General features: G+C 71.1%; 27 protein-coding genes. 1 reads left to right on the plus strand and 26 read right to left on the minus strand.

Annotation, left to right across the window (positions count from 1 at the left end; all coding sequences use genetic code 11):
* Positions 1–10: 10 nt before the first annotated feature.
* From H8838_RS12865 to H8838_RS12875, 3 genes are all read right to left on the minus strand, one after another.
* Positions 11–235, minus strand: a complete 225-nt coding sequence (locus H8838_RS12865; RefSeq protein ID WP_181312830.1) for a hypothetical protein — start codon at positions 233–235, stop codon at positions 11–13.
* An 82-nt stretch (positions 236–317) separates the two neighbouring features.
* A complete protein-coding gene (locus tag H8838_RS12870; RefSeq protein ID WP_181312831.1) occupies positions 318–2,327 on the minus strand; it encodes a protein meaA in 2,010 nt (669 codons plus the stop codon).
* Positions 2,328–2,384: 57 nt separating this feature from the next.
* Positions 2,385–2,696, minus strand: a complete 312-nt coding sequence (locus H8838_RS12875; RefSeq protein WP_181312832.1) for an STAS domain-containing protein — start codon at positions 2,694–2,696, stop codon at positions 2,385–2,387.
* A 280-nt stretch (positions 2,697–2,976) separates the two neighbouring features.
* Between H8838_RS12875 and H8838_RS12880 the strand changes: the two genes are divergently transcribed.
* Positions 2,977–3,552: a cob(I)yrinic acid a,c-diamide adenosyltransferase gene (locus H8838_RS12880; RefSeq protein WP_185995818.1), complete on the plus strand. Its 576-nt coding sequence runs from the start codon at positions 2,977–2,979 to the stop codon at positions 3,550–3,552.
* Positions 3,553–3,570: 18 nt separating this feature from the next.
* On the opposite strand, the gene H8838_RS12885 is transcribed toward H8838_RS12880, so the two are convergent.
* The 23 genes from H8838_RS12885 to argS all read right to left on the minus strand — a co-directional run bounded on the left by H8838_RS12885 (position 3,571) and on the right by argS (position 25,559).
* Complete coding sequence (locus H8838_RS12885) at positions 3,571–4,026, minus strand: DUF2550 domain-containing protein (RefSeq protein ID WP_181312834.1); 456 nt, start codon at positions 4,024–4,026, stop codon at positions 3,571–3,573.
* A gap of 111 nt (positions 4,027–4,137) precedes the next feature.
* Entirely contained in the window at positions 4,138–4,533 is a 396-nt protein-coding gene (locus H8838_RS12890) for a F0F1 ATP synthase subunit epsilon (RefSeq protein WP_181312835.1), read from the minus strand.
* Positions 4,533–5,990, minus strand: a complete 1,458-nt coding sequence (gene atpD / locus H8838_RS12895; protein WP_181312836.1) for a F0F1 ATP synthase subunit beta — start codon at positions 5,988–5,990, stop codon at positions 4,533–4,535. Before atpD ends, H8838_RS12890 begins: the two co-directional genes overlap by 1 nt.
* Positions 5,991–5,995: 5 nt before the next feature.
* The gene (locus H8838_RS12900) at positions 5,996–6,925 is read right to left on the minus strand and encodes a F0F1 ATP synthase subunit gamma (protein WP_181312837.1); all 930 of its coding nucleotides are present in this window, start codon (positions 6,923–6,925) and stop codon (positions 5,996–5,998) included.
* A 3-nt stretch (positions 6,926–6,928) separates the two neighbouring features.
* Entirely contained in the window at positions 6,929–8,569 is a 1,641-nt protein-coding gene (atpA, locus tag H8838_RS12905) for a F0F1 ATP synthase subunit alpha (protein WP_181312838.1), read from the minus strand.
* 60 nt (positions 8,570–8,629) lie between these two features.
* Positions 8,630–9,439: a F0F1 ATP synthase subunit delta gene (locus tag H8838_RS12910; RefSeq protein ID WP_181312839.1), complete on the minus strand. Its 810-nt coding sequence runs from the start codon at positions 9,437–9,439 to the stop codon at positions 8,630–8,632.
* The gene (locus H8838_RS12915; RefSeq protein WP_181312840.1) at positions 9,439–9,972 is read right to left on the minus strand and encodes a F0F1 ATP synthase subunit B; all 534 of its coding nucleotides are present in this window, start codon (positions 9,970–9,972) and stop codon (positions 9,439–9,441) included. Before H8838_RS12915 ends, H8838_RS12910 begins: the two co-directional genes overlap by 1 nt.
* Before the next feature lie 47 nt (positions 9,973–10,019).
* A complete protein-coding gene (locus H8838_RS12920) occupies positions 10,020–10,226 on the minus strand; it encodes an ATP synthase F0 subunit C (RefSeq protein ID WP_309136429.1) in 207 nt (68 codons plus the stop codon).
* Between the two features lie 91 nt (positions 10,227–10,317).
* Positions 10,318–11,154 carry a F0F1 ATP synthase subunit A gene (atpB, locus tag H8838_RS12925; RefSeq protein ID WP_309136430.1) on the minus strand — a complete coding sequence of 279 codons (837 nt, stop codon included), beginning with the start codon at positions 11,152–11,154 and terminating at the stop codon, positions 10,318–10,320.
* A 31-nt stretch (positions 11,155–11,185) separates the two neighbouring features.
* Positions 11,186–11,440 (minus strand): AtpZ/AtpI family protein, encoded by a 255-nt coding sequence (locus H8838_RS12930; RefSeq protein WP_181312841.1) that lies wholly within the window; start codon positions 11,438–11,440, stop codon positions 11,186–11,188.
* Positions 11,441–11,470: 30 nt separating this feature from the next.
* The gene (locus H8838_RS12935; RefSeq protein WP_185995817.1) at positions 11,471–11,941 is read right to left on the minus strand and encodes a hypothetical protein; all 471 of its coding nucleotides are present in this window, start codon (positions 11,939–11,941) and stop codon (positions 11,471–11,473) included.
* A gap of 153 nt (positions 11,942–12,094) precedes the next feature.
* Positions 12,095–13,375, minus strand: coding sequence for a glycosyltransferase family 4 protein (locus H8838_RS12940; RefSeq protein WP_185995816.1), 1,281 nt, complete (start codon positions 13,373–13,375; stop codon positions 12,095–12,097).
* Positions 13,375–14,118, minus strand: coding sequence for an L-threonylcarbamoyladenylate synthase (locus H8838_RS12945; RefSeq protein ID WP_224766118.1), 744 nt, complete (start codon positions 14,116–14,118; stop codon positions 13,375–13,377). Before H8838_RS12945 ends, H8838_RS12940 begins: the two co-directional genes overlap by 1 nt.
* Before the next feature lie 5 nt (positions 14,119–14,123).
* A complete protein-coding gene (gene prmC, locus H8838_RS12950) occupies positions 14,124–15,002 on the minus strand; it encodes a peptide chain release factor N(5)-glutamine methyltransferase (protein WP_181312845.1) in 879 nt (292 codons plus the stop codon).
* Positions 14,999–16,072, minus strand: a complete 1,074-nt coding sequence (prfA, locus tag H8838_RS12955) for a peptide chain release factor 1 (protein WP_181312846.1) — start codon at positions 16,070–16,072, stop codon at positions 14,999–15,001. Before prfA ends, prmC begins: the two co-directional genes overlap by 4 nt.
* Before the next feature lie 84 nt (positions 16,073–16,156).
* Positions 16,157–16,372, minus strand: a complete 216-nt coding sequence (gene rpmE, locus H8838_RS12960) for a 50S ribosomal protein L31 (RefSeq protein WP_181312847.1) — start codon at positions 16,370–16,372, stop codon at positions 16,157–16,159.
* Between the two features lie 143 nt (positions 16,373–16,515).
* Positions 16,516–16,887 carry a response regulator transcription factor gene (locus H8838_RS12965; RefSeq protein ID WP_181312848.1) on the minus strand — a complete coding sequence of 124 codons (372 nt, stop codon included), beginning with the start codon at positions 16,885–16,887 and terminating at the stop codon, positions 16,516–16,518.
* Positions 16,888–16,992: 105 nt separating this feature from the next.
* Complete coding sequence (rho, locus tag H8838_RS12970) at positions 16,993–19,041, minus strand: transcription termination factor Rho (RefSeq protein ID WP_185995815.1); 2,049 nt, start codon at positions 19,039–19,041, stop codon at positions 16,993–16,995.
* A gap of 174 nt (positions 19,042–19,215) precedes the next feature.
* Complete coding sequence (thrB, locus tag H8838_RS12975) at positions 19,216–20,121, minus strand: homoserine kinase (protein ID WP_181312850.1); 906 nt, start codon at positions 20,119–20,121, stop codon at positions 19,216–19,218.
* A 2-nt stretch (positions 20,122–20,123) separates the two neighbouring features.
* The gene (gene thrC / locus H8838_RS12980; protein ID WP_181312851.1) at positions 20,124–21,191 is read right to left on the minus strand and encodes a threonine synthase; all 1,068 of its coding nucleotides are present in this window, start codon (positions 21,189–21,191) and stop codon (positions 20,124–20,126) included.
* Entirely contained in the window at positions 21,188–22,480 is a 1,293-nt protein-coding gene (locus H8838_RS12985) for a homoserine dehydrogenase (RefSeq protein WP_181312852.1), read from the minus strand. Before H8838_RS12985 ends, thrC begins: the two co-directional genes overlap by 4 nt.
* A complete protein-coding gene (lysA, locus tag H8838_RS12990) occupies positions 22,477–23,883 on the minus strand; it encodes a diaminopimelate decarboxylase (protein ID WP_181312853.1) in 1,407 nt (468 codons plus the stop codon). The genes H8838_RS12985 and lysA overlap by 4 nt, the downstream gene beginning before the upstream one ends.
* The gene (gene argS, locus H8838_RS12995; RefSeq protein WP_185995814.1) at positions 23,880–25,559 is read right to left on the minus strand and encodes an arginine--tRNA ligase; all 1,680 of its coding nucleotides are present in this window, start codon (positions 25,557–25,559) and stop codon (positions 23,880–23,882) included. Before argS ends, lysA begins: the two co-directional genes overlap by 4 nt.
* Positions 25,560–25,622: the final 63 nt, after the last annotated feature.

A 25,622-nucleotide genomic window follows, 5' to 3' on the forward strand; every position in this document is an offset into this window, starting at 1 on the left:
GGCCGCCGGGTCAGGCCGCGGTCTTCTTGGGGGACTTGCTCTTCTTGCTCCCCTTGACCGGCTTGTCCTCGACCCGGACCAGGCGACGCTTGTGCACGGTGAAGCCCTCGGGCAGCGTGCCCTCCTTGAGCATCCGCAGGGGGCAGCGGCCGCAGCGGTCCTTGGACTCGCAGCACTTCTTCTTGGGCAGGCGCGCCACGGACTCGTCGGCCCGCTTCTGCTTGCTCTTCCCCATGCCCCCGACGGTAGCAGAGAGAAGGGTTGCCTAACCTCACCTGCGCGAACCGTCTCAGGTCCGCGCAGGTGAGCCCGGTGCGTCAGTCCAGGTCGTTCGCGCGCCGGATCACGTCGACGATGCCGTCCATGATCTCGGTGAGCCCGAAGTCCTTGGGCGTGTAGACCGCCGCAACACCCGCGGAGATCAGCGCCTTGCCGTCGGACTCAGGAATGATCCCGCCCACGATCACCGGCAGGTCGCCGAGGCCGGCCTCGCGCAGCCCCTCGAGCACGGCCGGGACCAGCTCCATGTGCGAGCCCGAGAGGATCGAGAGCCCCACGCAGTGCACGTCCTCGGCCACGGCCGCGGCGACGATCTGCTCCGGGGTGAGCCGGATCCCCTGGTAGACCACCTCGAACCCCGCGTCGCGGGCCCGGACGGCGACCTGCTCGGCGCCGTTGCTGTGACCGTCGAGCCCCGGCTTGCCGACCAGCAGCCGCAGCCGGCCGCCCAGCTCCTCCCCCGTCGCCGCGACCCGGTCGCGTACCGCGGTCAGCTCGTCGCCCGCCTCGGCCACGCCGACGGCCCCGGTCACACCGGTGGGGGCGCGGAACTCGCCGAACACCTCGCGCAGCGTGCCCGCCCACTCCCCCGTGGTGACACCCGCCCGGGCCGCGGCCAGCGTGGCCTCCATCAGGTTCTTGTCGGTCTTGGCGTCGGCGGCCAGACGCTGGAGCGCCTCGGCCACCTCGGCCTCGTCGCGCCCCGCCTTCCACGCCCGCACGCTGTCCAGCGCGGCCTGCTCGGCTGCCGGGTCCGCGGTCTGGATGGCGCCGTCGAGGTCCGCGGTCAGCGGGGAGGGCTCGGTGGTCTCGAACTTGTTGACCCCGACGATCACCTCGTCGCCGGCCTCGATCCGGGCCCGGCGCGCGGCGTGTGCCGAGACCAGCTCGGACTTCATGTAGCCCGACTCGACGGCCGCGATGGCGCCGCCCATCGCCTGCACCCGGTCCATCTCGGCCCGGGCACCGGCGACCAGCTCGGCGACCTTCGCCTCGATCACGTGGCTGCCGTCGAAGATGTCCTCGTACTCCAGCAGGTCGGACTCGAAGGCGAGCACCTGCTGCAGGCGCAGCGACCACTGCTGGTCCCAGGGCCGCGGCAGGCCGAGCGCCTCGTTCCAGGCCGGCAGCTGCACGGCCCGGGCGCGGGCGTTCTTGGAGAGCGTGACGCCGAGCATCTCCAGCACGATCCGCTGCACGTTGTTCTCCGGCTGGGCCTCGGTCAGCCCCAGCGAGTTGACCTGGACGCCGTAGCGGAAGCGCCGCATCTTGGGGTCCTGGACGCCGTAGCGCTCCCGGGTGATCTCGTCCCAGAGCTGGACGAAGGCCCGCATCTTGCAGGTCTCCTCCACGAACCGCACCCCGGCGTTGACGAAGAAGGAGATCCGCCCGACGACGCGCTCGAAGTCGGCCTCGGAGACCTGGCCGCTCTCCTGCACCTGGTCGAGGACGGCGATGGCGGTGCACAACGCGTACGCCAGCTCCTGCGCCGGCGTCGCCCCGGCCTCCTGCAGGTGGTAGCTGCAGATGTTGATCGGGTTCCACTGCGGGATGTTGTTGACGGTGTAGGCGATCATGTCCGCCGTCAGGCGCAGCGAGTGCTCGGGCCCGAAGACGTAGGTCCCCCGGGACAGGTACTCCTTGATGATGTCGTTCTGGGTGGTCCCGGCGAGCTGGGCGGCCACCTCGGTGGGCTCGAGCTCGGGGTTCTGCTCCTCCGCCACCACCTGGTACATCGCCAGCAGCCACATCGCGGTGGCGTTGATGGTCATCGAGGTGTTCATCGCGGTGAGCGGGATGTCCTCGAACAGGCGCCGCATCTCGCCCAGGTGCGGCACCGGCACGCCCACCTTGCCGACCTCGCCCCGGCTCAGCGGGGAGTCCGGGTCGTAGCCCGTCTGGGTCGGCAGGTCGAAGGCGACCGACAGACCGGTCTGACCCTTCGCCAGGTTGTTGCGGTAGAGCGCGTTGGACGCCGCGGCGGTCGAGTGGCCGGCGTAGGTGCGCATCACCCAGGGACGGTCCTTGGCGTGCTGGGGCTCAGTCATAGGAGGATGCTACGACCACCTCACGCGCGTGCGCGCGCAGTCTCGCTCCTCCGGCGCTCAGGCCGTGACCGCGCCCCGCTCGACCTCCACGACCCGGATCAGCCGCGAGACGTGGAGCATCCGCCGGACCGCGGGACCGCACCCGCGCAGCGTGAGCCGATGACCGTCCCGGACCGCCTGGCGCGTGGCCACCGCGAGCAGCCTCAGGGCCGTGACGTCCACCGAGCGGACGCCGGAGAGGTCCACGACCACGTCCTGGTCCCGGTACTGCTCCAGGTGCCGGTACACCGCGTCGCGCACCTCCCAGGTGCTGCGTACGTCGAAGTCCCCGCTCAGCACCAGCGTCGCACCCTCCGCCATGATCTCCATGGTCACCCCTTTCCCGGCGCCCGATCGCCGGTTGCTGGAGCCGTCCCGGGAACCGCGCCCCCGGTCACCGCCCACTCAGCAATGTGAACTCAATCACCTAGACGTGTTCGTACCCTGTTTGGGTTGTCCGCCGCCACCAAGTAATTTCGTCGGCGGAACTCCCCGTCCGATTACCGACCAGACATCCCCGATCTCGGGCGATACTGGGACGGACGAGGCGTATGTGACAGTGCCCTCTCAGGTGTTCGGGACCGCACTTCGCGCAGGTACGCTCAACGCCATGGTCAACCTCACCCGCATCTACACCCGCACCGGCGACGCCGGCTCGACCCGTCTCGGAGACATGAGCGAGACCTCCAAGACCGACCTTCGACTGGCGGCGTACGCCGACGTCGACGAGGCGAACGCGGCGATCGGCGTCGCGCTGGCCGCAGGCGGGCTGGACGAGCCCGTCCAGCGGGTGCTGACCCGGATCCAGAACGACCTCTTCGACGTCGGCGCCGACTTCTGCACCCCCGTCGTCCCCGACCCCGAGTACCCGCCGCTGCGCATCGAGCAGGAGTACGTCGACCGCCTGGAGGCGTGGTGCGACGAGTTCAACGCCGACCTGCCCAACCTCCGCTCGTTCATCCTCAACGGGGGCACCCCGGGAGCGGCGTACCTGCACCTGGCCCGCACCGTCGCTCGCCGCGCGGAGCGCTCCGCCTGGGCGGCCTGGGCCGAGCACGAGGAGACGATGAACGTGCTGGCCATCAAGTACCTGAACCGGCTCTCGGACCTGCTCTTCATCCTGGCCCGGCACGCCAACACCGCCCAGGGCGACGTGCTGTGGGTGCCGGGGGGCGAGCGCGACTGAGGCGGAGGGCCCGGCCGGTCAGCGGACCGGCCGGAGGTCCCAGTTCGTCCCGGGCGGTCCCGCCTCGAGCCATGCCTGGAAGCCCATGAGGGACGAGGGGCTCATCGCCAGCTCGACCGTCCCCTGCGTGGTGCTGCAGGAGACCACGACGTGGTCGGCGTAGAGCGACACCTGCTCCGCACCCTCGGTCCGGCGCTGCCCGGCGTAGCTGATGTGGTCGCGCTGCCAGACCTGAGAGGGACGCGGCGAGAGGGAGAAGATCCGGAACCACTCGAGCGAGTCACCGGTGTAGCGGCCCATGCCGAGCACCCAGCCCCGGCCCTGCCGGTCCGTGCTGCGCGCGCGGTAGCTGAGCTCGAACGTGCCTCCGTGCCGCGAGAGCGTCCGCCGTCGCACCACCAGCGCGATCCCGTAGCACAGCACCAGGAGCAGCAGGACGCCCACGACGTCCAGCGCCACGAGCCAGGCCGGCATCCCACCTCCTTGCGGGGGCTGTACCCCGTCGTCTTGCTGGACCAAATGCAGCAGGGTGAGCACACCGGTCACCCGTGCGTGCTCACCCTACTGGGACGTACTTCGGCTCCGTCAGGAAGCCCTCTCCACCGCGCGGATCCGAGCCTCGGCGCGACGCACGGCCTCGGCCGCCTCGTCGTCGTTCTCGCCGGCGGACTTGGCCCGCTCGTAGTCCTGGCGTGCCTTCTCCAGGTCGATCTCGTGGGAGAGCTCGATGCGCTCCGACAGGATCGAGACCCGGTTGTCGGCCACCGACAGGAAGCCGGAGTCGACAGCCGCGACCCACGTCTCTCCCTCGGCGGTCTGCACGTCGACGACGCCCTCGATGATCAGCGCCAGCATCGGGGCGTGGCTCGGCAGGATGCCGACGTCACCCTCCGTGGTCCGGGCGATGACCATCTTCGCCTGGCCCGACCACACGAGGCGGTCGGCGGCGACGAGCTCAACCTGCAGCAGCGAGTCAGCCATCAGAGGTTCTTCTGGATCTCGGCCCACTTGGCCTCGACGTCGTCGAGACCGCCGCACATGAAGAACGCCTGCTCGGCCACGTGGTCGTAGTCACCGTCGGCGATCTTGTTGAACGCCTCGATGGTGTCCTTGACCGGGACGGTCGAGCCCTCGATGCCGGTGAACTGCTTGGCCACGTAGGTGTTCTGGGACAGGAACCGCTGGATGCGGCGCGCCCGGGACACGATGACCTTGTCCTCCTCGGACAGCTCGTCGACACCGAGGATGGCGATGATGTCCTGGAGCTCCTTGTTGCGCTGCAGGATCTGCTTGATCCGGATGGCGCAGTCGTAGTGCTCCTTGCCGATGTACTGCGGGTCGAGGATCCGCGACGTCGAGGTCAGCGGGTCCACGGCCGGGTAGATGCCGAGCGACGCGATCTCACGGGAGAGCTCGGTCGTGGCGTCCAGGTGCGCGAACGTGGTCGCCGGCGCCGGGTCGGTGTAGTCGTCGGCCGGCACGTAGATCGCCTGCATCGAGGTGATCGAGTGACCACGCGTCGAGGTGATCCGCTCCTGGAGCTGACCCATCTCGTCGGCCAGGTTGGGCTGGTAGCCCACCGCGGACGGCATCCGGCCGAGCAGCGTCGACACCTCGGAGCCGGCCTGGGTGAACCGGAAGATGTTGTCGATGAACAGGAGCACGTCCTGCTGCTGCACGTCGCGGAAGTACTCCGCCATGGTCAGCGCGGCGAGGGCGACCCGCAGACGCGTGCCCGGCGGCTCGTCCATCTGGCCGAAGACGAGGGCGGTCTGGCCGATGACGCCGGCCTCCTCCATCTCGACGATGAGGTCGTTGCCCTCACGGGTGCGCTCACCGACACCGGCGAACACCGAGACGCCGCCGTGGTCCTTGGCGACGCGGGCGATCATCTCCTGGATGAGGACGGTCTTGCCGACGCCCGCACCACCGAACAGGCCGATCTTGCCACCCTGCACGTACGGGGTGAGCAGGTCGATGACCTTGATGCCGGTCTCGAACATCTGGGTCTTCGACTCGAGCTGGTCGAACGCGGGCGCCTTGCGGTGGATGCCCCACCGCTCCTTGACCTCGAGGGTCTCGCCCTCGGCCAGGTTCAGGCAGTCACCGGTGGTGTTGAACACCCGGCCGAGCGTCACGTCGCCGACGGGGACCGAGATCGGGCCCCCGGTGTCGGTGACCTGCGCGCCGCGGACCAGGCCGTCGGTCGGCTTCATCGAGATGGCACGGACCATGCCGTGCCCGATGTGCTGAGCGACCTCGAGGGTGATGGTCTGGGTCTGGTCACCCAGGGTCAGGTCGACCTTGAGCGCGTTGTAGATCGCCGGCATCGCGTCGGTCGGGAACTCGATGTCCACGACCGGGCCGATGACGCGCGAGATCCGTCCGATGCCGCCGGCTGCGCCGGTGGCGTTCGTCTCTTCCACAGTGGCAGTCATTCTTCTCACTCACTCCCGGCGTTGGCGTCGGCGAGGGCGTTGACGCCACCGACGATCTCGCTGATTTCCTGGGTAATGCCAGCCTGGCGTGCCTGGTTGGCGATTCGCTTGTACTTCTTGATGAGCTCGTCCGCGTTGTCGGTCGCCGACTTCATCGCCTTCTGCCGTGCGGCCAGCTCGGAGGCGGCCGCCTGCAGGAGGGCGAAGTAGATCCGGCTCTGGACGTAGCGCGGCAGCAGGGCGTCCAGCACCTCCGAGGCCGAGGGCTCGAACTCGTAGAGGGGCAGCAGCTCGACGTGCGAGCCCGGCTCCCCGCCCTCGACGACCTCCAGCGGCAGCATGCGCACGGCCTGCGGCTCCTGGATGAGCATCGAGCGGAACCGGGTGAAGACCACGTGCACCTCGTCGACCGGCTTCGCCACGTCCCCGTCGGCGTCGGGATCCTCGTTGAGGAACGCCCCGATCAGGGTGGCGCCGATCTCGGCGGCCGCGTCGTAGGTCGGCTGGTCCGAGAAGCCGGTCCAGGCCTGCGCCACCTCACGCTGGCGGAACTTGTAGTAGCCCTCCGCCTTGCGACCGGTGACGTAGAGGTCGACCTCCTTGCCCTCCTCGCGGAGCCGCTCGACGAGGCGCTCGGCCTCCTTGAGCACGTTGGAGGAGTACGCCCCGGCGAGGCCGCGGTCGCTGGTCACGACCAGCACCGCAGCCCGCCGGGCCTCCGCCGGCTCGGTGGTGAGCGGGTGGTCGACGTTGGAGAACGTCGCCACCGCCGAGACCGCACGAGTCAACTCCCGGGCGTACGGCGCGGCCGACTGGGCCCGCTGCTGCGCCTTGATGATCCGAGACGCGGCGATGAGCTCCATGGCACGCGTGATCTTCTTCATCGACTCCGTCGACTTGATCCGCGCGCGGTACTCGCGTACCGAGAGAGCCATGCCTCAGCCCCGCTTCTGCTTGACGATCTGCTCCTGCTCGACGTCCTCGTCCTCGAGAGCGACGTGCTCCTCCTTGCCGGCCTTGATCGACTGGCCGTCCGAGGTCTCGAACTGGTCGAGGAAGGAGTCGTAGGCCGACGCCAGCTGCGACTCGGTCGAGTCCTCGAACTTCTGGGTCTCGCGGATGCCCGCGAGGATGCCCTCGTGCGAGCGGCGCAGGTAGTCGAGGAACTCGGTCTCGAAGCGCAGCACGTCGTCGGTGGGCACCTTGTCCAGGCGACCCGACGTACCGATCCACAGGGAGACGGTCATCTCCTCCAGCGGGTACGGCGAGTACTGCGGCTGCTTGAGCAGGGCCATCAGGCGCTGACCGCGGTCGAGCTGCTGACGCGAGGCGGCGTCGAGGTCCGAGGCGAACATCGCGAACGCCTCCATGGCCCGGAACTGGGCCAGGTCGACCTTGAGCGAGCCGGTGACGGCCTTCATCGCCTTGGTCATCGCCGAGCCACCCACGCGCGAGACCGAGACACCCACGTCGATCGCCGGGCGCTGGTTGGCCGCGAACAGGTCGGACTGCAGGAAGATCTGGCCGTCGGTGATCGAGATGACGTTGGTCGGGATGAACGCCGAGACGTCGTTGGCCTTCGTCTCGATGATCGGCAGGCCGGTCATCGAGCCCTTGCCCATCTCGTCGGAGAGCTTGGCGCAACGCTCGAGCAGCCGCGAGTGCAGGTAGAAGACGTCACCCGGGTAGGCCTCACGGCCCGGCGGGCGGCGCAGCAGCAGCGACACGGCGCGGTAGGCCTCCGCCTGCTTGGTCAGGTCGTCGAAGACGATGAGGACGTGCTTGCCGTCGTACATCCAGTGCTGGCCGATGGCCGAGCCGGTGTACGGCGCCAGGTACTTGAAGCCGGCCGAGTCGGACGCCGGGGAGGCCACGATGGTCGTGTACTCCAGGGCACCGGCCTCCTCGAGGGCGCCACGCACGGAGGCGATGGTCGAGCCCTTCTGACCGATGGCGACGTAGATGCAGCGGACCTGCTTGTCCGGGTCGCCGGACTCCCAGTTCTGCTTCTGGTTGATGATCGTGTCGATCGCGATGGTGGTCTTGCCCGTCGCGCGGTCGCCGATGATCAGCTGGCGCTGGCCGCGGCCGATCGGGGTCATCGCGTCGATCGCCTTGATGCCGGTGGCGAGCGGCTCGTGCACCGACTTGCGCTGCATCACGTCCGGCGCCTGGAGCTCGAGCGCACGACGACCGGAGGTCTCGATGTCGCCGAGCCCGTCGATCGGCTTGCCGAGCGGGTCGACCACGCGGCCGAGGTAGCCGTCGCCGACCGGCACGGAGAGGATCTCCCCGGTGCGGCGGACCGGCTGGCCCTCCTCGATCTTGTCGAAGTCGCCCAGGATCACGACGCCGACCTCGCGGGTGTCGAGGTTCAGCGCGATGCCGAGCGTGCCGTCCTCGAACTCGAGCAGCTCGTTGGCCATGACGGACGGGAGGCCGGTCACGCGGGCGATACCGTCCGCGGCCTCGGCCACGGTGCCGACCTCTTCGCGGCTTGCAGTCTCGGGCTTGTAGTCCGACACGAAGCGCTGCAGCGCGTCCCGGATCTCGTCCGGACGGATCGAAAGCTCCGTCATTTCCTCATCCTAACTTTCGTGTGCTCGAAGTTCTTGGTGTGTTGGCCCTGGTGGGCCGGCTCAGCCGGCGAGTGCGCGACGAGCGTCGTCCAGACGCGTGGAGACGGTGCCGTCGATGATGTCGTCACCGATCTCGACCCGGATCCCGCCGATGACCTCGGGGTCGACGACGATGTTGAGGTGGATCTCGCGGTCGTACTGGCGGCGCAGTGCCGCCTCCAGACGCTCGGTGTCACGCTCGTCGAGCGGCCTGGCCACCCGCACGGTCGCGACCTTCTGGCCGTGGATCGAGGCGGCGAGCTGCTGGTAGCTGTCCAGCGCCGCGACCACGGTGCGGTAGGTCCCGGCCAGCGCCTGGTCCGCCAGGGTGAGGGTGGACGGCAGCGTCCGGCCCTCCAGCAGACCGCGGAGCAGCGCCCGCTTGTCCTCCCGGCTCCGGGCCGGGTCGGCGAGCGCGCTGCGCAGCTCGGGGTTGGCGTCGAGCAGCTCGGAGAGTGCGAACAGCTCGTCGGCGAGCCGACCGGAGTCCGAGCCGGCCGAGGTCACGACCGCACGGACACCCAGCTCCTCCAGCGCGGAGGCCAGGTCGCGGACCTGGGTCCACCGGCGGGCGAAGGCCGACTCCACGACGACGAGTGCGTCGTCGGAGAGCTTGCCACCGAAGATCTGCCGCGCGAGCCCGGCCTTGGCCGAGGAGTCGACCGACACGTCGGTCGCGATCCGGCGCAGGCCCGGCTCGCTGCGGAGCACCTCGGCCACCGAGAACAGGTCGTCGCCGACCCGCGCCGCGTCCGCCCCACCGGCCAGGGCGGTGTCGACCGCCCCGGACAGTGCGGCGTACGTCTCGGCAGAAGCACCTCGCAAGGACATCAGCTGGCGCCTTCCAGCTCAGCGAGGAAGCGGTCGACGACCCGGCGCTGCCGGTCCTCGTCGTCCAGGCTCTCACCGACGATCCGACCAGCGAGACCCGTGGCCAGGGTCCCGACCTCCGCGCGGAGGGAGGTGACCGCCTGCTGGCGCTCGGCCTCGATCTGCGTCTTGCCGTGCTCGACGATGCGGGTGGCCTCGGCCTGGGCCTGCTCCCGCATCTCCGCCACGATCGCAGCACCCTGCTCACGCGCCTCCTCACGGATGCGCGCGGCCTCGTGCCGGGCGTCGGCGAGCTGCTTCTCCAGCTCGGCCAGCTTGGCGTCGGCCTCGGCCTGCTTGGTCTCGGCCGCGGACAGTCCACCCTCGATGGCAGCCGTGCGCTGGGCGTACGTCTCCTCGAAGGCAGGCATCACGAACTTCTTCACCAGCACCACGAGGATGGTGAAGAAGACTGCGGCGAGGACGATCTCGATCGGGTGCGGGATGAGGGGGTTGAGCTCCCCACCCGCCGCCCGGATGACCTCATTCTGCATGGGCAGGTCCTTTGGTTCGGATCAGTCGGTTAACGGTGTGGTCAGCGTCAGCTGAGCACGAAGGCGAGGGCGATGCCGATGATGGCCAGCGCCTCCGCGAGGGCGAAGCCCAGGATGGCGATCGGCTGCAGGCGACCCTGAGCCTCGGGCTGGCGGGCCACACCGTTGATGTACGCGGCGAAGATCAGGCCGACGGCGAGACCGGGACCGATCGTCGCGACGCCGTAACCGAGCATGTTGAGAGAGCCACCCACGGCTTCTTCCTTTCGTAGTTCCCAGGTTTGGGAGTGTGTTGGTGTTCGGTTGGTTCTACCGGTCCGGCGAGCCGGACCTGGGTCTGGAGGATCAGTGCTCGTCGGCCAGGGCGCCGGCGATGTACATCGACGTCAGCAGGACGAAGACGTAGGCCTGCAGGAACATGACCAGCATCTCGAGGACGCAGATGACCATGAACATGGCGAACGAGAGGATGCCCGCGCCGATGTACATGCCGCCCATCTCGGCGATGAGGTACTCGCCGCCGAGGGCGAACAGCAGCAGCAGGATGTGGCCCGCGAACATGTTCGCGAACAGACGCAGAGCCAGCGTGACCGGGCGGACCAGGATGTTGGAGAAGAACTCCAGGGGGATCAGCAGCGCCAGGACGGGGCCCTTCATGCCGCTGGGCACCGTCTGCAGCTTGAGGTATCCGAGGAACCCGTGCTTGCGCACGCCCACCCAGTTGTAGACGCCCCAGGCGATGACGGCCAGGGTGGCGGCGATGCCGATCCGCGACATCGAGGGGAACTGGATGAAGGGGATCAGCCCGAAGTAGTTGTTGACCAGGATGAAGAAGAACAGCGAGACCAGGAACGGCACGAACCGCATGAAGTCGTGGCTGCCGATGTTGTCCCGGGCGAGGCTGTTGCGGACCATCCCGTAGCCCATCTCACCGACGAACTGGAGCTTGCCGGGGACCATCGCCCGCTTCCGCGAGGCGTAGTAGAAGAAGGCGAAGATCACCACGACGGACAGCGCGAGCTGCAGCATCGGCTTGGTGACGCCCCAGTACATCGTCTCGCCCAGGAAGTTGAACGTCGGAGCGTTCTCCTGGGTGTAACCGATCGGGGGGAGGTTGAAGTCGCCCGGGCCCGGAGGAGTGAACCCCTCGGTCGGAATCGCGTTCATCGCGATCGCACTCACGCTGTCTCCTGTGTCTGCCGCGCTGCTGAATTCACTTCGTGTCCTTCTGGTCCTGCGCACCGGGCGCCGCGAAGGCCTTCCAGGTCAGGTACAGACCCAGGACCGCTCCCACGACGATGCCGATGCCGACCAGGTACGTGGTTCCCCACCACCGGTCGAGGCCCCAACCCACCAGTCCGTAGAACATCACGCCGGTGAGCACATAGCTGAACGCCCGCCAGGGGTCCTGGCTCGGCGGTCCGCTCGGTTCCTCGGCGCGGCTCTTGGGGGTGTCTTCTTGAGCCATCGCGATCCGGACAATAGCAGTCGAGAGACGTCACCTCGCACCCGCCTCCTGCCGGTCGTCGGTCGCCGGCTCGCGGAGGTCGTAGGCCGGGATCCGGGCGCGGGCGCCGAACCAGACCTGGGCGATCACCCAGGCCAGGGTGATGGCGACCACACCGACCACCAGCCATCCGCCGGACACCGTCTCCCCCAGGCTGCCATTGCGGTCCAGCGACGTCATGACCGCGGTCAGCGCGACGATCTGGAGCCCGTAGGTGAGGATGGCCACCAGCAGAGAGGCCGAGGGCATCGCCTGCGCCACGACGTGCACGGCGAACGAGCCGAACACGAGGACGGTGAGCACCGCTCCCGCTCCGACCGCAGCGCCGAGGGCGGCGGGACGACCATCGACCACGGCGGCCGCGGCCACGGCGAGCAGACCGACACCGACCGCGGCGAGAGCCGCCGCGAGCAGGACTGCGAGACCGGGGTCCCGATGGTCCTGCGTCGTCTCGGTCGACATGTGGCGGCCGTTCCTGTGGAGGTCAGTCAGAAGGGCGTCCGGACCAGGTCCGAGCGCTCGTGAAAACTATCACAAGGGCTCCGGGTGGCCGAAATCTGCGGTACCGGCGCTGGTCGACGCTCCATCGACGCTCCATCGCCGCCCGCCCCGGGCTCAGGACTGGTCGGGCAGGGGGCCGTCGGGAGGTACGGGGTCCTGCGCCTCGACGCCCTCGGGTGCGGCACCGTCCGGCGCCCCGCCCTCCGACACCACATCGTCCGGCACGGCAGCGTCCGGCACCCCGGCGTCCGGCACGGCTCCGTCCGCGCCGGTCGGCTCCAGCACGCTCGCGCGGACGTTGGGCAGCAGGAAGGTGAGCCCGACCGCGAGCAGGGTGGCCACCAGGAGCCCCGCCCAGACCGCCGGACCCGAGTAGAGGGTGGCGACGACGCCCCCGAAGCCCAGCAGGGCCGCCCAGGTCCACATGATGAAGACGGCGCGACGCTGCGAGTGACCGATCTCCAGGAGGCGGTGGTGCAGGTGCTGCTTGTCCGGGGCGAACGGCGACCGGCCGGCGCGGGTGCGGCGTACGACGGCCAGCACCAGGTCGGCCATCGGCACCAGCAGCAGGGACACCGGGAGCAGCAGCGGGAACATCACCACCCAGCCGGCTGCCGTCCCGTCACGCCCGATCGTCACCTCCGTGCCGTCGAACTGCCCGGTCAGGGTCAGCGCGCTGGCCGAGAGGACCAGCCCGATCAGCATCGACCCGCTGTCGCCCATGAACAGCCGGGCGGGGTTGAAGTTGTGCGGCAGGAACCCCGCGCACGCCCCCGCCAGCGCAGCGCTGAGCAGGGCGCCGGTGGTGGCCAGGGTGACCCCGTTGATGTCGGAGAGCTGGTAGCAGAAGAGGAAGAAGGCGCACGCGCCGATGCCGACCACGCCCGAGGCCAGGCCGTCCAGGCCGTCGACGAAGTTGACGGCGTTGACGGTGGCGATCACCACCACCACCGTCATCAACGCTCCCTGCGCCGGGTCCAGGATGAGCTGGCCCCCGCCGGAGTCGGGGAGGAAGTAGAACTTCACGCCGAAGTAGACGAGCAGTCCCGCGGCCAGCACCTGGCCGCCGAGCTTGGTGAGGGCGTCGATGTCGAAGATGTCGTCGAGGACACCCACGGCGCAGATCAGTGCGCCCGCGGCCAGCACGACGGCGGCGTCGCGGAAGACGAAGGGGTCGCTGCGGGAGAGGAACGGGAGCTCGCGCGCGACCAGGTACGCCGCGACCAGCCCGCCGAGCATGGCCAGACCGCCCAGGTAGGGGATCGGCTCGGCGTGCACGTCGCGGTCGCGCACGGCCGCCACGGCGCCGGTGCGCAGGGCGATCTCCCGGGCGATCACGGTGAGCAGGTAGGTGCTCGCCGCGGCGACCAGGAAGACCAGCAGGTACTCGCGCATCAGTCTCCGTCTCGCTCGGCCGGGGCGCCCGGCTCCTGGGGCTGCTCCGGCTCGGGGGTCTGCTGCTGGGGCTGCACCGGCTCGGTGACCTGCTCCGGCGAGGCGACCGCCAGACCGAGCGGCTCGAGGACGACGTTGAGCTCGTCGGCACCCAGGGCACCCCAGCGCAGCACCACCGGACGGGGCCCGGTGACGTCGACGATGGTCGAGGGCGCGGCGCCCGCGGTGCGCCCGGCGTCCACGACCACCGCGACCTTCTCGCCCAGCATCCGCTCCGCCTCGTCGGCGTCGCGCGCCGCCGGCTCACCGGTCAGGTTGGCCGAGCTCACCGCCAGTGGACCGGTGCGCTCCAGCACCGCCAGGGCCACCGGGTCGTCGGGCATCCGGACCGCGACCGTGCCGCGGGTCTCCCCCAGGTCCCACTGCAGCGACGGCTGCTGGTGGCAGACCAGGGTGAGCGGCCCCGGCCAGAACGCGTCGACGAGCGCCTGGGCGTACGGCGAGACGCGGCTGGCGAGCGCCTGCAGGGTGGTCGGGCTGCTGACCAGGACCGGGGGTGGCTTCTCCCGGCCGCGGCCCTTGGCCGCGAGCAGGGCGCGCACCGCCGCCTCGTCGAAGGCGTCCGCCCCGACGCCGTACACGGTGTCGGTGGGGATCACGACCAGGTCGCCACGCCGGACCGCCAGACTGGCCGCCTCGACCGCCTCCTCGCGAGCCTGGTCGGTGGAGGTCGGGAATCGCATGGTGCTCATCGTGCCAGTCGCGCCGTCACATAGCGCGGACGCCCGGCCAGGTCCTGGTGGTCGCGCACCTGCGACCAGCGCCCGGTGCCGGCGAAGACGGCCGGCGCGCTCTCGCCCTGGGCGTCGGCGTGCTCGGCACCCACCACCCCTCCCGGACGGAGCAGCCGGGCGGCGCGCCGCTCCAGCACCCGGAAGGCGTCCAGTCCGTCGGCGCCCGAGAAGAGGGCCAGGTGGGGGTCGTGGTCCCGGGCCTCGGGGGCCACCGACTCCCACGCCTCCAGGGGGATGTACGGCGGGTTGCAGACCACCACGTCGACCTCGCCGAGCAGGTCGTCGAAGGCCTCCCCCATGTCGCCCTGGCGCAGGTCGACGCCGGTCTCGGCGAGGTTGCGCGCCGCCCACCGGAGCGCGGCCGGGTCCAGCTCGACGGCGTGCACGCGGGCGGAGGGGACCTCGTGCGCCACCGCCCGGGCGATCGCCCCGGACCCCGTGCACAGGTCGACCACGACCGCACCGCGTCCGTGCTCCGCCTCGACGGCGCGTGCTTGGTCGACGGCCCAGCCGGCCAGCAGCTCGGTCTCGGGCCGCGGCACGAAGACCCCGGGCCCCACCTCGAGCTCGACGTAGCGGAACGCCGCGGTGCCCAGCAGGTGCTGCAGCGGCTCACGCGCCTCGCGCCGCGCGAGCAGCTCCTCGAAGCGCGCCACCTGGTCCGCGCTCACCTCCTCGGCCAGCGGGAGCTGCCCCAGGGAGAGGCCGAGCACCGAGGCCAGCAGCTCGTCGACGTCGCGCTCGGGGCTGGCCACGCCGGCCCGGGACAGCCGCGCGCCGGCGCTGCGACGCAGGCTGCGTGCGCTGACTCCCCCGTCGTGGTCGGCGCTCACTGCTCGAGCGCGTCCAGGCGCGCCGCCAGGTCGGCGTCCAGGGAGCTGGACAGGACCGGAAGGAGGTCCCCGTCGAGCACCTGGTCGAGGTTGTGCGCCTTGTAGCCGGTGCGGTGGTCGCTGATCCGGTTCTCCGGGAAGTTGTAGGTACGGATCCGCTCGGAACGGTCGACGGTGCGCACCTGCGTACGGCGGGCCGCGCTGGCCTCCGCGTCGGCCTCCTCCTGGGCCGCGGCGAGCAGCCGCGAGCGCAGGATCCGCATCGCCTGCTCCTTGTTCTGGAGCTGGGACTTCTCGTTCTGGCAGCTCACCACGATCCCGGTCGGCACGTGCGTGATCCGCACCGCGGAGTCGGTCGTGTTGACGCTCTGACCGCCGGGCCCCGAGCTGCGGAAGACGTCGATCCGCAGGTCGTTGTCGTCGACGACCAGGTCGACCTGCTCGGCCTCGGGGAAGACGGTGACGCCGGCGGCGGAGGTGTGCACCCGCCCCTGCGACTCCGTCACGGGGATCCGCTGCACCCGGTGCACGCCGCCCTCGAACTTCAGCATCCCGTACGGCGCCTCGCCGGGCTCCGGCGTGCCCTTCGCCTTGACCGCCACGGTCACCGACTTGTAGCCGCCCAGGTCCGACTCGGTGGCGTCCAGGATCTCGGTGCGCCACCCCCGCTGCTCCGCGAAGCGGGTGTACATCCGCAGCAGGTCCCCGGCGAACAGCGCCGACTCCTCGCCGCCCTCCCCCGACTTCACCTCGAGGATCGCGTCCTTGGCGTCGGCGGGGTCACGCGGGACCAGCAGCCTGCGCAGCCGCTCCTCGGCGGCGAGCCTCCGGTCCTCCAGCTCGTCGGCCTCGGCGGCGAAGTCCGGGTCCTGCGTCGCGAGCTCGCGGGCCGCGACGACGTCCTCGCCCAACCGGTTCCAGTCGCGCCAGGCGCTGATCACCGAGGACAGCTCCGCGTAGCGCTGGTTGAGCCGCTTGGCCAGCCGCTGGTCCGCGTGCGTCTCGGGCGCGCCGAGCTGCTCCTCCAGCTGTGCGTGCTCCTCGACGAGGCCTTGGACTGCCTCGAACACTGTTGCTCCTTCACCTGGTGCCGACGACGAAATGACGAACGCCGGCCACCCACCTCACGGTGGGGACCGGCGTCCGGAGAGCAGCTACTTCTTGGCAGCCTTGGCGTAGCGCGCCTCGAACCGGGCCACGCGGCCACCGGTGTCGAGGATCTTCTGCTTGCCGGTGTAGAACGGGTGGCACTGCGAGCACACGTCGGCGTGGAGCTTGCCGGACGTGGCAGTGCTGCGGGTGGTGAACGTCGCGCCACAGGTGCAGGTCACCTGGGTCTCGACGTACGCCGGGTGGATGTCCTTCTTCATGTCCGTGTCCTCTCGGGGTCGCCGGGTCGTGTCGCCTGGTGCGGGCACGTGAACCGGAACCGACGTGCAAGTGTGCCACCTTCGCCAACGCCGGGGGAAATCAGGGCATTCCCCCGGGGAGAAGCAAGGTCGGCGGGCGTGGGTCAGCGGGTGCGGGTAAGCAGGGCCTGCACCCGCGAGGCGAGCTCGCGGGGGCTGAACGGCTTGGTGATGTAGTCGTCCGCGCCGGAGTCGAAGCCCGTCTCCACGTCGGACTCCTGGGCCCGCGCGGTCAGCAGGATGACCGGCAGGTCGGAGAGCGCCGGGTCGCTGCGGATGACCCGGACGGCGTCCAGGCCGGACATCCCCGGCATCATCACGTCCAGGACGGCGAGGTCCGGCCGCTGCCGCTGCACCTCGTCCACCGCGGAGGCCCCGTCGGCCACGGCGACCACGTCGTGGCCGAGGGTGGAGAGCTTGAACTCCACCAGCTCGCGGATGTCGACGTCGTCGTCAGCGACAAGAATGCGTGCCATGTCTCTTCTCGGTCCTCCTGCAGGGATGTCCGACCCAGCCTAGGCGCTCCGCGCCTGCGGCGGGCCGAAACGACGACGTCCGGACCGTCTCTCCACCCCGGAGGGCTACGACTTCTGCACCCGGGTGAGGAGGTCGATGTTGTTCTGCGAGGAGCCCAGTCGCTCGGTCAGCAGGGCCAGGGCCTCGGGCTGGTCGAGCTCGGCGAGCTGGTGGCGCAGCTTCCACACGATCGCCAGCTCCTGCTCCCCCATCAGCCGGTCCTCGTGCCGGGTGCCGGAGCGGACCGGGTCGATCGAGGGCAGGAGTCCCTTGCGGGCCGGCGCACGGTGCAGGTGCAGCTCCATGTTCTCGGTGCCGGCGAGCTCCTCGAGCAGCACCTCGTCGGTGCGGGAGCCGGTCTCGACGAGCACGGTCGCCAGGATGGTCAGCGACCCGCCGTCCTCGACGTTGCGCGCAGCCCCGAAGAAGTGCTTCGGCGGGAAGAGCGCACTGGCGTCGACCCCGCCCTCCAGCACCCGGCCGTTGGCGGGAGCCGCGAGGTTGTAGGCCCGGCCCAGGCCGGTGAGGGAGTCCAGCAGGACGACCACGTCGTGCCCCAGCTCGACCAGGCGCTGCGCGCGCTCGATGGCCAGCTCGGCCAGCATCGTGTGGTCGGTCGCGGGACGGTCGAAGGTGGAGGCGATCACCTCGCCCTTCACCGAGCGCTGGTAGTCGGTGACCTCCTCGGGGCGCTCGTCGACCAGCACCACCATCAGGTGGCACTCGGGGTTGTTGGTGCTGATCGAGCGGGCCAGGGACTGCACCACCGTGGTCTTGCCGGCGTGCGGCGGGGAGAGGATCAGCCCGCGCTGCCCCTTGCCGATCGGCGCGAGCAGGTCGATGGCCCGGCCCAGCAGGTCCTCGGGGCCGGTCTCCAGGCGGAGCCGGTCCTCGGGGTGCACGGGGACGAAGGCACCGAACTCGGGCCGGTCGCGGGAGGCCTCCGGGTCCGCGCCGTTGACGGTGTCGATCCGGACCATCGGGTTGAACTTCTCCCGGCGCTCCCCCTCCCGGGGCTGCCGCACCTGCCCGACGATGGCGTCACCGCGGCGCAGGCCGTACTTGCGCACCATCGACAGCGACAGGTAGACGTCGTCGGCGCCGGGCAGGTACCCGCTGGTGCGGACGAACGCGTAGTTCTCCAGGACGTCCAGGATGCCCGCGGCGGGCACCAGGACGTCGTCCTCGAGGATCGTGGTGTCGGGCTCGCTCCCGCGGCCGGGGCGACCCGTGGCGCTCCGCTCACGTCCGCGCCGGCGACGGTTGCGGCGGCTGCCGAGCTCGTCGTCGCCGAGGTCGTCGCGGGAGTCGTGCTGGTCGTGCTGGTCGTGCTCGGGACGGGACCGCTTCTCCTGGGGGTCCTGACGGGTACGCCCGCCCTTGTCGCCCTGCTTGTCGCGGTCGCCCTGCTTGTCCCGGTCGCCCTGCTTCTGGCCGCCCTGCTTCTCCCGGTCGCCGTGCTTCTCGCCCTGCTTGTCGGCCTGCTTGTCGGCCTGCTTCTCCCGAGCCTGCTTCTGCTCCGACTGCTTCTGGTCGCCCTGCTTCTGCTCGGCCTGGCGCGACTCGCCGGCCCGCTCGCGGCCCGGGCGCTGCGCGGCGCCGTCCTCGGTGCGGTCCGCCGACGAGGCGTCCTGCTGCTCGCGCCGGCGCGTCCGCTCCCGGCGGGTGGGCTCCTGCGCATCGCCGCCCCTGCTCGGGCCCTGCTCGGCGGCGCGCTCCACCGGAGCCTCCTGGGTGGCCCGGGCGCGGCTTCTCGCCGCGCGGGTCGGAGCCGAGGCTGTCGCCGGTGCGTCGCTGCTCTGGTCCCCTGCCCCGGACGGACCGGACTGGGGGGCGGCCTTGCTGGACTGGGGGGCCTGGGTGGACTCAGCGGACTGAGCGGACTGAGCGGTCTGGGCGGCGGCGGATCCCCGCGCGCTCACGCCGGCCTGCAGTGCGCGGATCGCCTCGACGAGCTGCGCCTTCCGCATGCCTGCGGCGCCGGCGATCCCCAGGGCCTCGGCCATCGCCTTCAGGTCGGCCAGGAGCATCCCGTTCAGGCTCCCCGCGCGCTTCTTCGGCGCGTCCTGCGAGGGGGTCCCGGCCGGGAGGGTCGAGTCGGTGGTTTCGCTCACGTGAGGTCCTACCCAGTGTCAGTGCCGCACGGCCCGTGCCGTGGGCGTCTCGTGGGCCCCTCGCCCGCCCCGGCGGAAAGCCGCGCGGTGCTGGACGTGGAGGGGGTGCACCCGGGATGTTGAGTCCACGGTCGGTGCGTACGCCGAGTGGCGCGCGCTCACGCTACCACTCCTTCAGCTGCCGAGGACGCGAGCGCCGCGCTGGTCGACCTCGAGGTGCCAGGCGCGCCAGCCGGCCGGGCACCGGGCGAGCAGCTCCGGCACCGAGGCGGCGTCGGTCAGGGCGAGCACGGTGGGCCCTGCTCCGGAGACCACCGCGGGGATCCCGGTCGCGCGCAGAGCGCGGACCAGGGCCAGGGACTCCGGCATCGCGGGCTCCCGCTGGTCCTGGTGCAGCCGGTCCTCGGTGGCCGGCAGCAGGCTCTCGGGACGTCCCGCGAGCGCCGCCACCAGGAGTGCGGCACGGCCCGCGTTCCGGGCGGCGTCGGCGTGGCTCACCACGGCGGGCAGCAGCCCCCTGGCGGCCTCGGTGGAGACCGGGGCCGACGGCACGTACGCCACGGTGGTGATCCGCGGGTCCACCGGCGCGGGCACCGCGAACCACCGGTCGCCCTCTGCCCCCGCGATCGTGAAGCCGCCGAACAGGGCGGGCGCCACGTTGTCGGGATGTCCCTCCAGGTCCGCGGCCAGCGTCAGGAGTGCGTCGTCGTCGAGCAGCAGCGCACCGCCGGCCACCAGCGCCCTGGCCAGCACCAGGCCCCCGACGATCGCGGCCGAGGACGAGCCGAGGCCGCGGGCGTGCGGGATCTCGTTGCGGCACGACAGCGCGAGGCCGGGCGGGTCGGCCCGCATCGCGTCGAAGGCGATCCGCATCGCCCGGACCACCAGGTGGCTCTCGTCGCGCGGGACCCCGTCGCTGCCCTCGCCGTGGACCTCCACGCGGAGACCACCCTCGGTGACCTCTCCGACCAGGTCGTCGCGCAGCGACAGCGCCAGTCCGAGGGTGTCGAACCCGGGCCCGAGGTTGGCCGAGGTCGCGGGGACGGTCACCGCGACCGGCCCCGGCACGAAGGTGGCCACCCTCAGACCAGTCCGGCTGCCGAGGCGGCGGCGAGGACGTCGGCGTCAACCACCGTGTCCACCACCGGGCCCAGCCCCTCCAGGGCGGTGTCGGTGTCCTTGAGGCCGTGCCCGGTCACGGTGATCACCACGGTCTTGCCGCGGTAGGACTCACCCTGCTCCAGCTCCTGCAGCATCCCGGCCACGCCGACCGCGGAGGCGGGCTCCACGAAGACGCCGTCGCGGCGTGCGAGCTCGCGCTGCGCGGAGAGGATCTGCTCGTCGGTCAGCGAGGCGAACCGGCCGCCGGACTCCTGCGCCGCGGCCACGGCCAGCTTCCAGGAGGCGGGGTTGCCGATCCGGATCGCGGTGGCCAGGGTCTCCGGGTGGGGGAAGGGCTCGCCCGTCACCAGCGGCGCCGCCCCTTCGGCCTGGAAGGCGCGCATGACCGGCTTGCGGGTGCTGACCCCGCGCTCGGCGTACTGGCGGTAGCCCAGCCAGTACGCGGAGATGTTGCCGGCGTTGCCGACCGGCAGCAGGTGCACGTCCGGCGCGTCGCCGAGCCGGTCGACGATCTCGAACGACGCGGTCTTCTGGCCCTCGAGCCGCACCGGGTTGACCGAGTTGACCAGGGCCACCGGGTACTCCTCGGCCAGACCGCGGGAGAGCCGCAGGCAGTCGTCGAAGTTGCCGCGGACCATGATCACCTGCGCCCCGTGCATGATCGCCTGCGCCATCTTGCCGCGCGAGATCTTGCCCTCCGGCACCAGCACCAGCGGCTTGAGGCCGGCCTTGGCGGCGTAGGCGGCCATCGAGGCCGACGTGTTGCCGGTGGAGGCGCAGACCACGGCCTCGGCGCCCTCGTGCTTGGCGACCGAGATGGCGGTGGTCATGCCGCGGTCCTTGAAGGAGCCGGTGGGGTTGTCACCCTCGACCTTGAGCCAGACCTGTCCCCCGGTGAGGCCGGAGAGCCACTGGGAGTCCACCAGGGGGGTGCCGCCCTCCCCCAGGGTGACGGCCGGCGTCCCGGCCGGGATGTCGAGCAGCTCGCGGTACTCCTCGATCACGCCTCGCCACTGGTGGGCACTCACTCCGCGTCTCCTTCCACCCGCATCACCGAGGTGACGTCGCGGACGATCTCCATCTGCCTGAGCCGGTCGACGGTCGCCGCCAGCTGTGCGTCCGTGGCCTGGTGCGAGACGACCACGAGCTGCGCGTCGGCGCCGCGGCCCTCCTGGCGCACCGTCTGGATCGAGACGTCGTGCGCGGCGAACGCCTGGGCCACCTCGGCCAGCACGCCCGCGCGGTCGTCGACGTCGATCGCCACGTGGTAGCGGGTCGTGGTCTCGCCCATCGGCCGCACCTCGCGCTCGGCGTACGCCGACTCCCCCGCGCCCGTGGTGCCGGTGAGCCGGTTGCGGGCCACCGTGACCAGGTCGCCGAGGACCGCCGAGGCGGTGGGAGCCCCACCCGCGCCCGGGCCGTAGAACATCAGCTGGCCGGCGGCCTGCGACTCCACGAAGACGGCGTTGTAGGCCTCGCGCACGCTGGCCAGCGGGTGGCTGCGCGGGATCATCGCCGGGTGCACCCGCACCGAGACCCGCTCGTCGGAGAGCTCGGCGATCGCCAGCAGCTTGACCACGGCGCCCATGTCGCGGGCCGAGGCGACGTCCGCCGCGGTGACCTCGGAGATCCCCTCGCGGTACACGTCGGAGGCGGTCACCCGGGTGTGGAAGGCGAGGCTGGCCAGGATCGCGGCCTTGGCCGCGGCGTCGAACCCCTCGACGTCGGCCGTCGGGTCGGCCTCGGCATACCCCAGCTCCTGGGCCTCCTCCAGCGCCTCGGAGAACCCGGCGCCGGAGGTGTCCATCTTGTCCAGGATGAAGTTGGTGGTGCCGTTGACGATGCCCAGCACCCGGGTCACCCGGTCACCGGCCAGCGACTCGCGCAGGGGCCGCAGGATCGGGATCGCGCCGGCCACGGCCGCCTCGTAGTAGAGGTCGCGCGAGGCCTTGCCCGCCGCCTCGAAGAGCGTGGGACCGTCCTCGGCGAGCAGCGCCTTGTTGGCGCTCACCACCGAGGCGCCATGCTCGAGGGCCCGCAGGATCAGCGAGCGGGCGGGCTCGATGCCGCCGATCACCTCGACCACCACGTCGACGTCCTCGCGCGCCACCAGCGACTCCGCGTCGGTGGTGAGCAGCCCCTCGGGCACCTCCACCTCACGCGGGGCGTCCAGGCGCCGGACGGCGACGCCGACCAGCCTGACCGGTGCACCCACCCGGGCCTCGAGGTCGTCGGCCTGCTCGGTCAGCAGTCGGACCACCTGGGAGCCCACCGAGCCGCAGCCCAGGAGCGCCACGTTCAGCGGCTTGTCGCTCATTCGTCACCCACGTCGGTTGCCAACAGGTCGTCCTCAGTCTCACGTCGTACGACGACGCGGGACGCGCCGTCTCGGACCGCGACCACCGGGGGCCGCAGCGCATGGTTGTAGTTGGAGGCCAGGGAGCGGCAGTAGGCGCCCGTGGCGGGGACCGCCACCAGGTCGCCGGGAGCCACGTCGGCGGGCAGGAACTCGTCCTTGACCACGATGTCGCCGGCCTCGCAGTGCTTGCCGACCACCCGGGACAGACGGCCTGGAGCAGTCGACTCGCGGCTGGCCAGCGTGCAGGAGTAGTCGGCGTCGTAGAGCGCGGTGCGGATGTTGTCGCTCATCCCGCCGTCGACGCTCACGTAGGTCCGGCGGGCGCCACCGTCGAGGGTGACCTCCTTGACCGTGCCCACGGTGTAGACGGTGCACATGGACGGACCCACGATCGCGCGGCCCGGCTCGATGGAGAGCCGGGGGGCCTCGACCCCGAGGGCGCGGCACTCGTGGTCGACGATCGCCCGCATCTCCGCGGCCAGCCGGCTCGGCTCGGCCGGGTCGTCCTGGGTGGTGTAGGCGATGCCGAAGCCGCCACCGAGGTCCATCTCCGGCATCGCCACGCCGAGCTCCCGGGCCACGGTCGCGTGCAGCGCGAGCACCCGGCGGGCGGCGACCTCGAACCCGGAGGAGTCGAAGATCTGGCTACCGATGTGCGAGTGCAGGCCCAGCAGCTCCAGGCCCGGGGCGGCGAGCACGCGGCGTACCGCCTCCAGGGCGTCGCCGGAGGTGATCGAGAAGCCGAACTTCTGGTCCTCGTGCGCGGTGGCGATGTACTCGTGGGTGTGCGCCTCCACACCGGCGGTGACCCGGACCATCAGGCGCACCGGGTCGCCGTCGTGGTCGGCGGCCAGCCGGACGAGCCGCTCGAGCTCGTCGAAGGAGTCGACGATGATCCGGCCCACGCCGAGCTCGATGGCCCGGGCCAGCTCGGCCGTCGACTTGTTGTTGCCGTGGTATCCCACCCGGGCCATGTCGAAGCCGGCCCGCTCGGCGACCAGCAGCTCGCCGGCGCTGCACACGTCCAGGCACAGCCCCTCCTCGGCGACCCACCGGGCCACGGCGGTGCTGAGGAACGCCTTGCCGGCGTAGAAGACGTCGAAGTCGTCGAACGCGTCGCGGAACGCCCGGGCACGTGCCCGGAAGTCCGCCTCGTCCAGGACGTACGCCGGGCTGCCGTGCTCGGCGACCAGGTCGGTCAGCCGGACTCCCCCGACCTCCAGGACGCCGTCGACCTTGCGCGCCGAGCCGGACCACAGGAGCGGCACCAGGGCGTTGGGGTCAGCGGGCTCGCGCAACCACGAGGGACCCCGCAGGGCACCGGCGGCGTGCGCCCACCCGGCCTGGTGGGTGGTGCTCACATCCGCTCCGGAGCGGACACCCCGAGCAGTCCCAGACCGTTGGCGAGCACCGTGCGGGTGGCGGCCACCAGCACCAGGCGCGCCTGGTTGACCGGACCGGCCGGCTCGTCGCCCTGGGGCAGCATCCGGCACTCGCGGGTGTCGTACCACTTGTTGAAGACCGAGGTGGTGTCCTCGAGGTAGCGCGCGACCCGGTGCGGCTCACGGAGCTCGGCAGCGCTGGCCACCACGCGCGGGAACTCGGCCAGGGCCCGCAGCAGCCGGCCCTCGTACTCGTGGCTGAGCAGCGAGGGATCGAACCCCTCGGTCGGGTCCTCGGGCAGGCTCATCCCGAGCTCGCCGGCGTTCTCCATCATCCGGCAGGTCCGTGCGTGGCCGTACTGCACGTAGTAGACCGGGTTGTCCGCCGAGGCCCGGGTGATCTCCGCGACGTCGAGGGTCAGCGGGCTGTCGGCCGGGTAGCGGGCCAGGGAGTAGCGCAGCGCGTCGACGCCGATCTCCTCGGCCAGCTCGGTGAGCGTGACGATCGTGCCCGCCCGCTTGGAGAGGCGCATCTCCTCGCCGTCGCGCAGGATCTTCACCATCTGCCCGATCATCACGTCGAGCGTCAGGTCGGGGTCGTCGCCCACGCAGGCGGCCATCGCCCGGAGCCGGCCCACGTAGCCGTGGTGGTCGGCGCCGAGCAGGTAGATGCAGTGGTCGAAGCCGCGGGCCCGCTTGTTCAGGTAGTAGGCGGTGTCGGAGGCGAAGTAGGTCAGCTCGCCGTCGGACTTGATCAGCACCCGGTCCTTGTCGTCGCCGAAGTCCGTGGTGCGCATCCACAGCGCGCCGCCGTCCTCGAAGACGTGGCCCAGGCCCTTGAGCCGCGCCAGGGTCTCGGGCACCTCGCCGCCGTCGTGCAGGCTGCGCTCGGAGAACCAGACGTCGAAGTGGGTGTTGAACAGGGCCACCTGGTCCTGCTGCTCCTTGAGCTGGAGCTCGTAGCCCTTCTCCCGCACCGCCGCGAGCCGTTCGTCGGCGGGCAGCTCGAAGATCCCGGGCTGGGCCTCGCCGACCTTGCGGGCCAGGTCCTGGATGTAGGCGCCGGCGTACCCGTCCTGCGGCGTGGGCTCGCCGAGCGCCGCGGCGATGATCGAGGCCGCGAAGTGGTTCATCTGCACGCCGCGGTCGTTGATGTAGAACTCGCGCGTCACCTCGGCGCCGGCCGCGGCCAGCACCCGGCCGATCGCGTCCCCGAGCACCGCCCAGCGGGTGTGTCCCAGGTGCAGCGGACCGGTCGGGTTGGCCGAGATGAACTCGACGTTGATCTTCTGCCCGGCGAGGGTGTCGGTGGTGCCGTAGCGCTCGCCGCCGGCGACCACCCGGGCCGCGATGATGCCCTGGGCAGCGGCACCGACGGTGATGTTGAGGAAGCCGGGGCCGGCGACCTCGACCGCGTCGATCCCGTCGACCTGCCGCAGCCGCTCGGCCAGCAGCTCGCCGAACGCCCGCGGGTTCGTGCCCGCCTTCTTGGCCAGCTGGAGCGCGACGTTGGTGGCGTAGTCGCCGTGACCCTGCTGACGTGGTCGCTCCACCGTGACCGTCCCGGGAACGTCGTCGGGCAGGGTCACCGCCCCCTCGGCCACCAGGGCCTTGAGCGCGTCGACGATGATGGTGGAGAGTTGGTCAGGGGTCACCTGACTAGGGTATCTGCGGGGCCCGGTTTCCACTCCGGCAGGTTCGACAGGTAGTCTCCCCAC

It is taken from the genome of Nocardioides campestrisoli (genome assembly GCF_013624435.2).
GTDB classification, from domain to species: Bacteria; Actinomycetota; Actinomycetes; order Propionibacteriales; family Nocardioidaceae; genus Nocardioides; species Nocardioides campestrisoli.

What these genes read in the sequence shown, in the direction of transcription:
- H8838_RS12985 (WP_181312852.1), bottom strand. Translation starts at nt 22,480, where the DNA reads ATGAGCGACAAGCCGCTGAACGTGGCGCTCCTGGGCTGCGGCTCGGTG.
- H8838_RS12890 (WP_181312835.1), bottom strand. Translation starts at nt 4,533, where the DNA reads ATGGCTGACTCGCTGCTGCAGGTTGAGCTCGTCGCCGCCGACCGCCTC.
- H8838_RS12910 (WP_181312839.1), bottom strand. Translation starts at nt 9,439, where the DNA reads ATGTCCTTGCGAGGTGCTTCTGCCGAGACGTACGCCGCACTGTCCGGG.
- H8838_RS12865 (WP_181312830.1), bottom strand. Translation starts at nt 235, where the DNA reads ATGGGGAAGAGCAAGCAGAAGCGGGCCGACGAGTCCGTGGCGCGCCTG.
- rpmE (WP_181312847.1), bottom strand. Translation starts at nt 16,372, where the DNA reads ATGAAGAAGGACATCCACCCGGCGTACGTCGAGACCCAGGTGACCTGC.
- H8838_RS12945 (WP_224766118.1), bottom strand. Translation starts at nt 14,118, where the DNA reads ATGCGATTCCCGACCTCCACCGACCAGGCTCGCGAGGAGGCGGTCGAG.
- H8838_RS12930 (WP_181312841.1), bottom strand. Translation starts at nt 11,440, where the DNA reads ATGGCTCAAGAAGACACCCCCAAGAGCCGCGCCGAGGAACCGAGCGGA.
- H8838_RS12965 (WP_181312848.1), bottom strand. Translation starts at nt 16,887, where the DNA reads ATGGCACGCATTCTTGTCGCTGACGACGACGTCGACATCCGCGAGCTG.
- H8838_RS12875 (WP_181312832.1), bottom strand. Translation starts at nt 2,696, where the DNA reads ATGGAGATCATGGCGGAGGGTGCGACGCTGGTGCTGAGCGGGGACTTC.
- H8838_RS12885 (WP_181312834.1), bottom strand. Translation starts at nt 4,026, where the DNA reads ATGCCGGCCTGGCTCGTGGCGCTGGACGTCGTGGGCGTCCTGCTGCTC.
- H8838_RS12870 (WP_181312831.1), bottom strand. Translation starts at nt 2,327, where the DNA reads ATGACTGAGCCCCAGCACGCCAAGGACCGTCCCTGGGTGATGCGCACC.
- H8838_RS12935 (WP_185995817.1), bottom strand. Translation starts at nt 11,941, where the DNA reads ATGTCGACCGAGACGACGCAGGACCATCGGGACCCCGGTCTCGCAGTC.
- atpD (WP_181312836.1), bottom strand. Translation starts at nt 5,990, where the DNA reads ATGACTGCCACTGTGGAAGAGACGAACGCCACCGGCGCAGCCGGCGGC.
- H8838_RS12915 (WP_181312840.1), bottom strand. Translation starts at nt 9,972, where the DNA reads ATGCAGAATGAGGTCATCCGGGCGGCGGGTGGGGAGCTCAACCCCCTC.
- H8838_RS12940 (WP_185995816.1), bottom strand. Translation starts at nt 13,375, where the DNA reads ATGCGCGAGTACCTGCTGGTCTTCCTGGTCGCCGCGGCGAGCACCTAC.
- atpA (WP_181312838.1), bottom strand. Translation starts at nt 8,569, where the DNA reads ATGACGGAGCTTTCGATCCGTCCGGACGAGATCCGGGACGCGCTGCAG.
- H8838_RS12900 (WP_181312837.1), bottom strand. Translation starts at nt 6,925, where the DNA reads ATGGCTCTCTCGGTACGCGAGTACCGCGCGCGGATCAAGTCGACGGAG.
- H8838_RS12880 (WP_185995818.1), top strand. Translation starts at nt 2,977, where the DNA reads ATGGTCAACCTCACCCGCATCTACACCCGCACCGGCGACGCCGGCTCG.